Here is a 12,775-nt window from a genome sequence, read left to right on the forward strand (position 1 = left end):
GTGGCCATCACTTCACATCCAAATTGCACTCCTCGCGTTGCTTGCTGATTTAGCGAGTGGTGCTTTGAAATGAAAAATCCTTTATGCCGTTTTACATTCAGGTCACCGCGCGAGCTCTTCGAAGAGGGGGATCGACGGTGCATGTTGCGTGATCGAGTTTCGGACCTTTTCTGCCATTGGAAGGTTCTTGCTTTCTAAATTCCAGGTATCCCGGAACCGCTGAATGGTCTCGGCGGCTGTGTCGATGACAAGCTTTTCCGGCAACCGCGCCCGCGCGGCCAGATGCCTTAGTTCATCGGCGGTCAGCTCGTTCATGCGTTTCGTTCTCGAGTACGTAAGCGCAGCTGTATCTTCCCCTACGATGTATGGGATCGTCGAGACAAGATCATAGGCAGGTGAAAGTGCCGCTCTACGCTGATCCGGATAGACCATCGACCAGTTCTTGAGGTGCATGTCACCGTTTCCGATCAGCGCGCTGAACACCAGTCTTCGAATGAACTCGGCAACGCCAGCATTACCCGTCTCCACGCCGACCACGCGGCCGATGTTAGTGTAGCTCGCGCGTCCGTATTTTTCGTCTGGGAAAACTCCGAAAACCTGTGCGAAATCCTCGGTATGGATTGCTCCGTCCTCTGCGCGATCGAACCTCTTGACAGCAAGTGCCTGCCCCTTGAGATCGCCTATCCCTTCGGGTAGGCCCGTGATGGCGTCGAGATCGATGAGGTCGATGGCCGGCACATCCATCCCGATCATTCCGGCGAGCGTCATCATCGAAAACTCATTTTCGGGAACGCCGGCAAATTGCTGGGAAGGCAGCTTGACGATCCACGACCCGCCCACCCCTTCGGCGGGTATCGTCAGACCACCACCCTTGCCGTCATTGCCAAGCGCCGAGAACTTCAGTTGCACGCCTGCCAGCGAAAATCGATATGCGTTCGGCTTTGTGTTTCCCGGAAGTGTTTCAACGGCCGAGGGCGGGACGGTTTCGGCTCCGTGCGGGTGAATCGAAAGAGCTCCCGGCAGGTCTTGACCGAGAACCCAAAGCAAGAAGAATTCGCGTTGCTGATTTATACCGGCACGTTCTGCCAGATACCGGCGTAGATGGCCTTCCGGCAAAAGATTGGAGAAGAAGGCCGGCACAACGCGTTGGGTCGGCTTGATGTTGGTGATCAGTCCTCCAAGATCGTCCTTGAAGGACAGGCTTAGGGTTGGTCGGCTCTCGTCTTTGACGTAGTCGTCGCTGAAAGCAAAGATGGTGCGATCACCCTGCAGGTGGGTGAGAGTTCCAACGGTTCGTCCATGGAGATGGACATCAAGCACCGAAATATCATGCACCGTCATCTCCGTCGTCGAGCGCGTAAGCCGGCTTCGGCTCGCTGGAAACGCCGTGTGCCACCGAATTTCGAAGACGCTGCATGTTCTGGGCAATGTCTCTGATGATCGGTCCGGCATCCGGCCGACCGTGGTCGCGTTCAAGTCTGGCAATGAGGGCACGGACCAGCTGCATTTGCTGATCACTCAGATCGACGCGCCGCAGGAAACGCACGTATTCTTCGATTTTGTCGAGGTCGGCTGAACTGCCTCGGTCTTGCTTCAGTTTGCCGACCAGTCGCATGGCCCGGGTATAACGCTTGTCGTTCGATTGGCCCGTATGAATCATCATGTCTGGGGTGGCTTGGGTTTTCACAAGCGCTAAAACCGCAGGCAGCAGTTTTTTAGGGACGAGGGTAAGCTCAAGATCCAGGACGCGGGTCATATCGATAAAGCTGGAAAGCCCTGGTTCCATTTTCCCGCTTTCAATTTGTGATATGTGGCTTTGGGTCAGCCCGGAGCGCTCGCTAATGACCCTTTGACTCAATCCAAGAGCCTCGCGAACCTCTCGCGCTTGCGCGACCAGTGCCTCGCTTTTGTACCCCATGATATGGTTTCCTATATTAATGGCTTGTATTGATATAGGATTATGCATCGAGTGTATATGGCACCCTGATATAGAAAAATGATTTTCTCCAAGTTATGATATAATTCTATATATACAATAACATGGCTCATAGACAGGGAAGCCGAAGTGGATGTCTGTGTAGGCCCGTGCGACAGCCGTGGCGGATAGCGACGAACGGGATGTGACGCTGTCTGCGGCTCGATTTGGTGGCGCGCAATACATAGAATCGTAGCCAATCACGACGTGAGGGGTCTGAATTGCAGATGGGCGAGCCACTTTCTGCACGCATGGACGACCGCGTCAGGGCGAGCCGTGGTCTATTCAGCGCGTGGCGTCGAGCGATGCCTTTGATCGCGTGCGAGCGCCACGAAGCGACGCTTGGCCTTCTCGAACGCTAACGACATTCCAGAACCGCTCATCACCAAGACCAAGCCGCCGTCTTGTCATCGTCGAGATTTCGATCGCCATTGTGGCCTTGCTCGTCAAGCAACTCGTTTTGCTTCTCTGCGGACATGACCCGGTTCCAAAAATAGCTACGATCATAAATCGTGATCAAGGCAACCAGAATTGCGTGAACAACAAGCCTCGTTTTACGCCTTTATTGTGAGTCCGATGTTGCAAAAATAAGTGATAAAGTAGGTCTCCGACAACCAGGCAGTCGGATTTTTGTCGATAGACCGTAGCTTCGATACATTTGACTTCAGGGTATTTATGCAGCTGATTGCACTCAAATATTTCGTCGCTGTGGCCGACCACGGCAGCTTCAGCGCCGCCGCAACGTGGCTTGGTGTCTCAACGTCAACGCTGACGCGCAGTGTCAGCACTTTGGAAGATGACTTGGGTCTGACACTGTTCGAACGCAGTCGTCATGGGGTTCATTTGGCGCCTTCCGCGGGTCCCGTCCTGGAAGAAACCAAGCGCATGTTGGCAAGCCTCGGCGCCGTTGCCGCGGCCGCCGACAGAGCCGCCAGCGGGACAACAGGAGAACTGAAGCTCGGGGTACGATCGCCCCCCGTCGGAGAACCGCTTCGCAGTATGCTGGCGCAGTGGCGACAGGACCACCCGGACGTCCGGTTCGTCGTTCATGAGCTATCAGATCACGAGATTTTTGCTGAGCTTGTCGCAAGACGTATCGACGTCGGGCTCGTGCCCAGCTTTGCGCCGTGGCCTCAGATCGTAATGGAACCCCTCTACCGAGAACGCATGGTTGCCGCCGTGCCACAGGATCACGTCCTCGCCAAACGGGATGCTCTCAGATGGAGCGATTTTCATCGCGAGAAGGTATTTGTGCAGGAGTGGACGCAGAGCCACGCGATGCGCGAGTTCTACGCCTCAATGATGGGAATCGGACTTCCGCTGGAGTCCATCCCTGCAGGCAAGCAAACGGTATTTAGCCTCGTCGCAGCCGGATTCGGGGTGACCTTGGCGCAGCAGAGCCAGGCCGAAGTGAGCTTTCCCGGTGTTGTCTTTAAGCCCGTCGATGAAACCAATGCCAAGGTCGAGTTTTGCTTGGCATGGTCCCCCAGATCCGAGTGCGCCGTCATCGGCCGCTTTCTCGCGTCGATGCGGGCAAGCGCAATCCGCCGCAATTCGGGCATTTCAGCTACCGTCTAACAAAAGAGAGGAACGACATGTCTACGTCTAAGCTTACCATCGTGTTCTGCCATGGCATCTGGGCTGATGGCTCATGCTTCAGTAAAGTCATTCCTGCGTTGCAGGCGGATGGGCACGAAGTGATCGCAGTTCAATATGGCCTGGACTCCTATGAAGAGGATCTGGCGACGGTGAAGCGCACGCTCAACCGCGTCGGTAGTCCCGTCCTCCTCGTCGGCCATTCTTACGGCGGAGCCACGATCACGGCATCGGGCGTCGATGATCGCGTGGTTGGCCTGGTCTACATTGCCGCGGTCGCACCAGATGCCGGCGAGACGGTCCAGGACCAGCTCGACAAGTATCCCTCGGATATCTTTTCCCGGGTCGAGGTTGCCGATGGCCGCGCCTGGATGCTCCCGAACGGCACCGAGTTTTTTGCTGGCGATCTCTCGAAGGAAGAGCAGAAGCTCGTATGGGCGACCCACTATGCGCCTGTCTACGATCTCTTCCACCAACAAAAGCTCAGCGCCGACGACATCGCGTGGAGGTCAAAGCCGAGCTGGTACGTTCTCGCGACGAAAGACCATACTGTGCATCCCGACCTGCAACGCTGGGTCTCCAAGCGCATGGGGGCGACCGTCACCGAGGTGGAGAGCAGCCACGTGCCGATGCTCTCCCAGCCTGACGTCGTCATCGAGGTGATCCGCAAGGCCGCAGCCGCAGTGCAAAAAGTCTGATGATGAGGCTGACCAAATCGTGAAAACGCAAGAGACCGTCGAAGACCGGTCTCTTGCGCATCTTAAGCGTGACCTAAGACCATGAACTCCGGCAATTTCTCGGGAGCGTCCATCGCATTGAGGCGGCGGACAGAATAATGGGCGCTTTTGGACAAGCTCGCCGACCTTACGGGGTCAAGCTTTTCTGAAGAGTGCCGCTTCGAGGTTACGACTTTGGTCGTGCCGTCTTGGCAAATCGTCCAGAAATCAAAGAGCCCCACGACCGCTTTGGGCGAAGGACCGGTGCCCAGGACTTGAGCGACGAGCGGCTCGCATTGCGAATTGATGTATCCTGGCTCATCGCTGTTTCCGGAGCGCGACCCATGTTTTGCACGGACGCGCCGCGCCAAGGTTGGCAGACCTCGATCTCGACTGCGCGAGACGCGCCTGTCCAAATTTCCATCTTTTGGCCGTTCCCGCCGGTCGATATGCGACATCGCGGATGGGCTAGCCGATGTGATCAACCTGTCCCGCGCGTCCGTGGATCACTTCCGTTCCGAGCAAATATCCGGCCAGAGCGCCAACGAAAGCGAGCGAAACAATGACGGTCAGCATCCCAAGGGCCGTCACCGTTCCAGAAGGATCAGCCCCTAATGCGCCGATAAGGAACCCGATAAACGCTCCAGCTGCTGCCCCCCACATAGCCAGCACTCGAATGAGCTTTCGCTCTGCATGTTCAATCATTGCGCACATCCTCCCAGATTTCGGTCACAATACACGTTTTTTGCAGGTCGCCAAATTCGGGTGCGGCGCTGGTCGTGCGGTTAAATCGGCCGCCAATGCTTCACCCTTCCTTTTGGGGGCACATCGATCCTGGCTGCGTTCAATCCAGTGTTCTTTTTCTCGTCGTAGTCGATCGTCTTCACGACAAGCTGACAAACGCGTTCAGTCGCATGATGACCGGCGCGTAGTCGCCGTTCGACAAGTGTCTTTTCAAAGGGCGATCGGTCGTGAGCATGACCGTCTCGGATATGATGCTCGAATGCTCGTCGGTGGATTGGTTGCCGCCTAAAACTTTGATGTGCGTTCCATCAATACGTTCTTTATAGAAGGCGACATGTCCCAGTTGCAGGCTCTCACCGGTCGAGGGGCTGAAACAGGTAAATACCGCCAAATCCCCTTCCTCTGGACTGTTGGTTTTTTGGAAGGCGGCCGCCAGGAACGACTGAGAGGACGCGCTTCGGCTTCCAATTCTGCCGCTACGATGGATGCAAAAATTTGCAAACGCCGCGCACCAGGGGACTATATCGCCATCGTTCGGCGTCGAAGTGTCGTGGAAGAACTTTGCTATCAGTGGATTTTGCGCCGCAGGTGGAGGCAATTGAGAGATCAGCGCCGGTTCCCTGGCATAGAAGCGGTCAACGAATGTCTGCGCAATGTCGACAGGACGCGGGCCCGTGGGAGTCTTCGCAATGATTTCAGCGGCTCTTCTTATCTGAACGGCGCTCGGAACACGGTTTTGCGGACGTTGTCCGTGCGGGCCGGCAACGGGCGGGTACTCGAGCTGATAGACAATTTCCCGATGGCGACCCTTGGGAAAGGCTTCGCCAGTCTTTAAGAGCACCGGTATCAAAAGACACCCAGCAGCAAAATTGCGTCGGGAAATCATTTTTTCTCTCGCCTATCGGTCATGGCCCGTGCGACGACATCGCGCTCTAGCATCACCTTGATGCCGAATATGACTAAACGAGCGAATGAGCGAAAAGTTTAGCGTCGAGGAATGGACCATTTCGTCTCGAGACACCTATTGATGCTTCGCTTGCCTGTTTGCCTTGATGAAGGCCAGCAGACTGATCAAGGGCCTGAAATAATGGCGGCGCTGTCGATCCAAATAAGCGGCAACGGCGAAGAAAGCCCGCTAGTCCCGCAACATGATCCAGGTCGGCGCGTGATCGCTAGAATGCTCCCATCCCCGCACAACCTTGTCGACGCCGGCGCTTTCTCGGTGCTTTGCGACATCCGGAGCCAGCAGGAAATGATCAATGCGCAAACCCGCATCTCGGGCATAGGCATTTCGAAAATAATCCCAGAACGTATAGATGCAATCGTCCGGATGCAGGGCGCGAACCGCGTCTGTCCAACCTTGCGCGACGAGGTGTTTGAACGCAGTTCTGACCTCAGGTCGAAACAGCGCATCGTCGACCCAACGCTCCGGCTTGTAGACATCGAGCTCGGTTGGCATGACGTTATAGTCCCCGGCGAGAACCACGGGGACGCCGAGTTCGAGAAGGTCGGCAGCGTATTCCGTCAGGCGCTCGAACCATCTCAGTTTGTAGTCAAATTTCGGACCCGGAGCAGGATTACCGTTCGGCAAATACAGGCAGCCAATGATCATGCCGGCGACTGCCGCTTCGATATAGCGACTATGGCTGTCATCAGGATCGCCAGGCAAGCCCCGCCGGGTTTCCAGCGGCTGGGCTCCTCTCGCGAGGATCGCCACGCCATTCCAGCTTTTCTGGCCATGCCATATCGCGCCGTAACCAGCTTTCTCGATGTCTGCGATCGGGAACTTCTTCTCAGGCGCTTTCAGTTCCTGCAGACAGACGACATCCGGTGTAGCCTCTTCGAGCCATCGCAGAAGCACCGCAAGACGCCCGTTGATGCCGTTCACGTTATAGGTCGCGATCCTCAAGCCGCCTCCTTTTTTGACTGTGAGTGACAAACACAATTTATGCGCGCGCATAAAACATCAATTTCTACGTGCAATTCAATAGTACGCCACCATCGCAGCAGCTTGATGAAAGCTGCGAAAGCGGCCTGCATTTGCGATAAAATGTATGATTTTATTAAAAAAGCCAGGCCTGAATCCCAGATCGGGTCAAGTTCACGAACTCAACTAAAGATGGCGTTTAGCATCGCAGTTGAGCTTCATCCCTCCCTGCGCCCTGGCCTATGGATCCGCAGCCAACATTGACCCCCTCGATGACACTGATCGATTGGCCGTGCCGATCGGTCACTATCGGCGCCGGCAGCGCCCTACCGATTTTCAAAATTGTTACCAAAAATCAGTGTTTTGCCCTCCCGCAGCGACGGATCAATCTTCGCTGCGGATTTCCAGTCCAGGCCATTGTCGCGTCGCTTTACGCTAAGCGGACCGCAATATCTGACCGCGATTCTTGAGGAAAACGAGTGTTTCTGCCAACGGCATCGCCTTACCGAACAAATAGCCTTGTCCGATATCGCATCCCTTTTGAAGAAAGTAAGCCAACTGCCCGTTTTCCTCGATGCCTTCTACTGTTGTTTTGATGTCGAGCCCTCGGCTCAGGTTTAGAAGTGCCTGGATGATCTTTTCATGTCTATCGTCATGATCGAGCGATGGCTTTACGAAACTTTTGTCAATTTTAATCTTGTCGAATCGGTAGCGCGTGAGTTGCGCCAAGCTCGAATAGCCGGTGCCAAAGTCATCGAGTGCAACTTGGATGCCGGCCCCATGAAGATCCTCAATGATTAACGCGGCTAGGTCAGGATCGACAATAAGCGCGTTTTCAGTAATCTCGACTTCCAGACGCTCCGGGGCCAGCGCTGCCTCGTGGAGTATTTTCAGGATCCGCGAGGTGAGAAAGCGGTCTTCCAGTTGTACGGCGGACAAATTGAATGCGAGGACGACCTCTTGCGGCCAACGCGCAGCGTCTTGGCACGCTGTCTTCAGGAGCTGCTCGAACAGCGGGGTGATCAGTCCGGTCTCTTCAGCAATTGAAATGAACACCTGTGGCGAAACGCTTGTACCGTCTTCATGCTCCCATCTGGCAAGTGCCTCAAAACCGCAGACATCTCCTGTGCGAAGGTCAATGAGTGGCTGATAGAAGGGTTTGATACGATGAGCTTCTATCGCTTCGCGCAGCTGTCCCTCAAGCTTGGCCCGCGCAGTAACTTTTAGCTGCATATCGTCTTGGAACATCAGTGTGATGTTGACGCCGATGCTCTTGGCTTCGTAAAGGGCAATGTCTGACTTATGGCAGACGTCGTACAGCGCGCTACCCTGTTCGGGCCAACGAGCGTAGCCTACACTCGCGCCCACTTGGCACCATACGGTGCCGATCTGTATCGGCCGGGTAATGCACTGAATGATCAGCTTGGCGAACTTGTCGTCCTTGTGCGCGGCCAATCCTCGTGCCACCACGATGAACTCATCGCCACCAAAGCGGAAAACACAGGATTGAGCGGCAAACCCCGACAGACGTTTCGACACCTCTTGCAAAAGTCGGTCCCCGCCATGATGGCCGACCAGATCATTGACCTTCTTGAACCCATCCAGGTCGACGGAAAAAATCGTTGCCGTCGGAACTCCATGGTCCTCATCGTTCCCAGAGGCCTCAATGACTTCAAACGTTTCGAAGGCATAGCGGTTTGGAAGCTGTGTCAATTGGTCATGCGTGGCGATCCAATGCGCCCTTATTCCATGCTCCCGCTGGCGCAACATTTCCTTGCGTAGGTCAAAGATACGAAGCACTGAGTAAATGAAACTGGCTAGACCTGCTACGAGGAAGGTTAGGATCAGCACGTCAATTGTTTCGCTGGCCAGACGTCGAAACGGCCTAAAGATGAGGCTATGCCAACTTAAACCGAAGCTCCAAATGACCAACGCTCCAGTGATCAGCGCGGCAAGTTGCTTTCCAGCTTTGCTTTCGAAAAACTCTGGCACGCTGCGTCTTCCTCTGCCGCTTAGTTATCCAGATGAGTAGGCTATTTGCCGTTTGCGTCTGCCTTTGACCGTCGGCCAGGCATTTCTGCCTATGGCAGCCCGACTTGTCCTTGTGAAAATTTACATGCCTGTCAAAGACTTCAAAGCATGAAATCGTTGTGCTTCATTGCGTGGACAGGCTGCGTTCGAAAGTTCACCAAATTCGGCTATATTTATACAACCATCCAGGAAGATTATTAAATTTCCGACAATCGCCCGGCGTGGTTTTTCGCAGTCGGTGGGGCTGCGGTAAAATGCTGAGCGGCGAAAACGGCCCCTGAAGGCGGGATCGGGATCAGGCTGCTGGATCTGGCAAAGGTCGACAGCCTATCCGACTGCATGACCGTGGGAAATGGCTCTACGCAAACCCGATCTGAATGACCTCAGCGGTCCTAACCACGACGAGGGCGGGCGTCGGTTAATATCTTAATAAGGTAACTCTGGCAGGTTATTTGCGGACATCGCTGCGAATTCGCTGATTATTGTTTGACGGCAGGCATTGGAGCGAGCTTCACACATTCCCGGTTCTAACCTTATCAGAAATCGGTTCCCGAATGCCCCACGGTTCCCCGAGCAAATTCGAAATTCAGCCCAGCACCACATTGCAGGCCGAGCTTGACCATCGAACCCAGGTCACACCCGCGATGCTCCATTCGATCAACAAGGCGGGGCGGCTGATCTCGGTGAGCGACGCGTGGCTTACCAAGCTCGGTTACGCCCGTGAGGAGGTCATCGGTCGGCCATCTTCGGATTTCCTGACGCCTGAATCTCGCGCCTATGCGATCCAGGAGGTGTTACCCACATTCTTTCGCACCGGCCGCGTAGACAACGTCGAATACCAGATGGTGTGCAAGGACGGGCGGGTGATCGACGTCCTGTTGTCGGCGGTGTTGGACGATAGCTCGACGGAACTCGGCAGTGTCTCGCTGGCGGTCGTGACCGACGTGACTGCGCTCAAGATCGCAGAACGCAAATTGGCGTTGAGCGAGGAGCGCTACAGAGGGTTGGTCGAGGACCAGTCGGAATTGGTCTCGCTCGCCAGCCCGGAAGGCGAGCTCCGCTTCGTCAATCATGCTTATGCGCGCCATTATGGGCGACAACCTGATGAAATGATTGGGAGCAGTCTTTTCGACTTTATCCCCGAGGAAGGCCGAGCCGCCGTCGCAGAGCATCTACGGGAAGTTTGCCGCGTCCGCTGGAGCGTTGAAGATGAAAATCAGGTTGTGTTGCCGAATGGTCAAACCCGATGGATGGCATGGACGAACAGAGCGCTCACCGACGCAGACGGCCGCGTAACGGCCATTCATTCGGTTGGTCGCGATATCGATGAGCGCGTCACGGCGGAGCGACGCCTCAAGGAAAGCGAGGCCCGCTACCGCCTCTTGGCCGACCACAGCACCGACATGGTGTTCCAGCTCGACCTCAATCTCGTGCGCCGCTACGTATCGCCGGCGTGCCGCGAAATACTCGGCTACGAGCCGGAGGAATTGATTGGCGTCAAACCCGTCAGCATGGTGCACCCCGAGGATGCTGCACGCGTGAAGCTGGCTTTCCAATCGCTTCTTGACGGCAATGCAGATCGCCACTCGATCATCAATCGCATTCGCCACCGTGACGGACGTTGGACCTGGGTGGAGGCGCAGCTTAAGACGCTCAGAGATCCGCAGACGGGGACACCTGCAGGTATTATTGGGACCTTGAGAGACGTTTCGGCTCGCAAGACCATCGAAGATCAGTTGCAGGAGGCCAATCGGCGTCTGCAAGCGCTTGCAGACCAAGACGGGCTGACCGGCCTGGCCAACCGGCGATCTTTCGACGACGCTCTTTCGCGCGAATACAGACGTGCCCGACTGGAGAAAAGGAGCCTCGGACTGCTTATGATCGACGTCGATTGGTTCAAGTCTTTCAATGATCGCTATGGGCATCCGGCTGGTGATGAATGCTTGAAGAGAATCGCCGAGGCAATCAGGAACGCGGTCTGCCGGTCCGGCGACGTCGCCGCACGCTACGGTGGAGAAGAATTTGCCGTACTCCTGCCAGATACCGATGAATCCGGAGCAGCGACGATTGCCGAGCGAATTCGACAAGCCGTGCTCAGTTTGGCGATAGAGCATGGCGGCAGTCCGAAGAATGTCGCAACCATCAGCATTGGAGTGGTCGCTCTCGCCGTCGATGACCCGACCGAGCCTAAGATGTTTTTGCACAATGCCGACCGCGCGCTCTATCGTGCGAAAGCCGGCGGCCGAAACATGATCGTTTCTGGCGCGCATCGTCAGCCATGCTGACCGCGGAGCTTCAGCATGAACAGCGTCGGCACAGCGGCGCGCATTGTCACTAGCCAAACACCATGCGTAACATCGTGGGCGAACTACTGCGTTGGGCGGGTCTACCGCCCATGTTTGCCATCCACGATCAGGATGGGAACCCAATCGAGATTGTCGAGCAGAACTGAATTCGCCAGCGTAGCATTTTCGGCCCACAAAACGGCGGCAGCTTGCGTGGATGACAGAATGGGAGTGACGACGAGACGTCGGCCGCCGATCCATCGCTGTCCTCCTGACATCGTTGGACGTCGCGCTTACCTGGACGATGCGTTGCTCACAATGGCGCTCCAACCTAGCTCTACGTCCAGAACCGTATTTGGTTCGCTTCGACGGCAAGGCCCAGCCTTGGAGGTCGCGAATAGTGATTTGGTAGAGGACGATCCGAAAACCGCCATTCAAATGGTCGCCCATTCTGCTATTTGGGCAAGTTCGTGCGAAGATCGGCCAACATGATATCGGCAAGTTCGCGGAACTGTCCCTGCGGATATTTCGCTAGATAGGCTTCGATCATTCCAGCATTGGCGGCGTCTCGCACGGTCTCCCAGAAGGCGACCTCGACGGCGGGATCGTGTTCGCCCGTTCCACCACTTTCAAGACGGGCCCTGGCCAACTCGGCGAACTGTCCTTCAGGGAAACGCTTGAGATAGAGAAGGTATTCGGCCGGATCGTCGCTCTCCTGGACCGACTCCCAGAAGGCGACTTCGACGCGACTGCCCTCGTCGTCATCGTCGCGATCCCGCGCTACTGACCGCTCGACCGAGGACAGCATCTCGGATCTTTCCACAGAGGGCGGAGCGGCATCCAGTATGGGTTCTCCCTTCGGGTCGAATATGACGCGGAACACGCGGAGCGGTCGCGCAATGTTCTTGATGCTCTGCTCTCCCAGGTCCTCGAAGGTCGCATCAACGCGATCGCGGAGGTGATCTCGCACCCCTCTCGTCACACAAATGCCTCCGACGTCGGCGAGCCCCTCCAATCGGGCAGCAATGTTGACGCCATCGCCGAAGATATCTCCGTTTTTAACCAGCACATCGCCGACGTTTATCCCGATGCGAAAGTTCATCCGGCGGTCTTCGGCAAGCTCCTGATTGGCGCGCCACATTGCCTGCTGGATCGCCACGGCCGCGCTGAAGGCATGTAAAATGGATGGGAACTCAGCCAGCACGCTGTCGCCAGCAGTGCCGAATATCTGCCCATGCGCCTTTTCGATGAGCCCGTCGACGATCGTACGATGCGACGACAAGGTCGCCAGCGTCTGCTCCTCGGATCGTGTCCCCGGACGTGGTGTAGCTCGCGGCTGATGGCCGTGCTTTCCGGCATGGGCCGGAGGGGATATCAGCGTGCCACAGCGGGCAGGCTGATTTGTGGATCATCGCTCATTTGGGCCATGGTCTCAAGTGTCATATACCTGGCGCGTTGGACGGCCCATTCGTCATTTTGTTCGAGCAGCAGTGCACCGACG

The 12,775-nt window shown here is 56.1% G+C and carries 9 protein-coding genes and 2 pseudogenes; 3 read left to right on the forward strand and 8 right to left on the reverse strand.

Annotated elements, in window-relative coordinates:
* Positions 1–102: 102 nt before the first annotated feature.
* Both AB4Z52_RS31750 and AB4Z52_RS31755 read right to left on the reverse strand, forming a co-directional pair.
* Entirely contained in the window at positions 103–1,335 is a 1,233-nt protein-coding gene (locus tag AB4Z52_RS31750; protein ID WP_442221843.1) for a type II toxin-antitoxin system HipA family toxin, read from the reverse strand.
* Entirely contained in the window at positions 1,328–1,918 is a 591-nt protein-coding gene (locus tag AB4Z52_RS31755) for a helix-turn-helix domain-containing protein (protein ID WP_442221844.1), read from the reverse strand. Before AB4Z52_RS31755 ends, AB4Z52_RS31750 begins: the two co-directional genes overlap by 8 nt.
* Positions 1,919–2,650: 732 nt before the next feature.
* Between AB4Z52_RS31755 and AB4Z52_RS31760 the strand changes: the two genes are divergently transcribed.
* Both AB4Z52_RS31760 and AB4Z52_RS31765 read left to right on the forward strand, forming a co-directional pair.
* The gene (locus AB4Z52_RS31760) at positions 2,651–3,553 is read left to right on the forward strand and encodes a LysR family transcriptional regulator (protein WP_442221845.1); all 903 of its coding nucleotides are present in this window, start codon (positions 2,651–2,653) and stop codon (positions 3,551–3,553) included.
* A 17-nt stretch (positions 3,554–3,570) separates the two neighbouring features.
* Positions 3,571–4,269 carry an alpha/beta hydrolase gene (locus AB4Z52_RS31765; protein WP_442221846.1) on the forward strand — a complete coding sequence of 233 codons (699 nt, stop codon included), beginning with the start codon at positions 3,571–3,573 and terminating at the stop codon, positions 4,267–4,269.
* Between the two features lie 486 nt (positions 4,270–4,755).
* Here the strand turns inward: AB4Z52_RS31765 and AB4Z52_RS31770 are convergent, their stop codons facing one another.
* The 4 genes from AB4Z52_RS31770 to AB4Z52_RS31785 form a co-directional block, all read right to left on the reverse strand.
* Entirely contained in the window at positions 4,756–4,992 is a 237-nt protein-coding gene (locus AB4Z52_RS31770) for a hypothetical protein (RefSeq protein ID WP_442221847.1), read from the reverse strand.
* Positions 4,993–5,170: 178 nt separating this feature from the next.
* Positions 5,171–5,917, reverse strand: a complete 747-nt coding sequence (locus AB4Z52_RS31775; RefSeq protein ID WP_442221848.1) for a CHAP domain-containing protein — start codon at positions 5,915–5,917, stop codon at positions 5,171–5,173.
* 249 nt (positions 5,918–6,166) lie between these two features.
* Positions 6,167–6,940 (reverse strand): exodeoxyribonuclease III, encoded by a 774-nt coding sequence (gene xth, locus AB4Z52_RS31780; protein ID WP_442221849.1) that lies wholly within the window; start codon positions 6,938–6,940, stop codon positions 6,167–6,169.
* Between the two features lie 453 nt (positions 6,941–7,393).
* A complete protein-coding gene (locus tag AB4Z52_RS31785; RefSeq protein WP_442221850.1) occupies positions 7,394–8,950 on the reverse strand; it encodes a putative bifunctional diguanylate cyclase/phosphodiesterase in 1,557 nt (518 codons plus the stop codon).
* A 593-nt stretch (positions 8,951–9,543) separates the two neighbouring features.
* Here AB4Z52_RS31785 and AB4Z52_RS31790 point away from each other — a divergent pair.
* The gene (locus AB4Z52_RS31790; protein ID WP_442221851.1) at positions 9,544–11,274 is read left to right on the forward strand and encodes a sensor domain-containing diguanylate cyclase; all 1,731 of its coding nucleotides are present in this window, start codon (positions 9,544–9,546) and stop codon (positions 11,272–11,274) included.
* Between the two features lie 454 nt (positions 11,275–11,728).
* On the opposite strand, the pseudogene AB4Z52_RS31795 reads toward AB4Z52_RS31790, so the two are convergent.
* Positions 11,729–12,580 (reverse strand): annotated as a pseudogene (locus tag AB4Z52_RS31795) (adenylate/guanylate cyclase domain-containing protein); the annotation flags it as partial.
* A gap of 68 nt (positions 12,581–12,648) precedes the next feature.
* Positions 12,649–12,775 (reverse strand): annotated as a pseudogene (locus tag AB4Z52_RS31800) (IS256 family transposase); the annotation flags it as partial.

It is taken from the genome of Rhizobium sp. 2YAF20 (genome assembly GCF_052114685.1).
GTDB lineage: Bacteria > Pseudomonadota > Alphaproteobacteria > Rhizobiales > Rhizobiaceae > Rhizobium.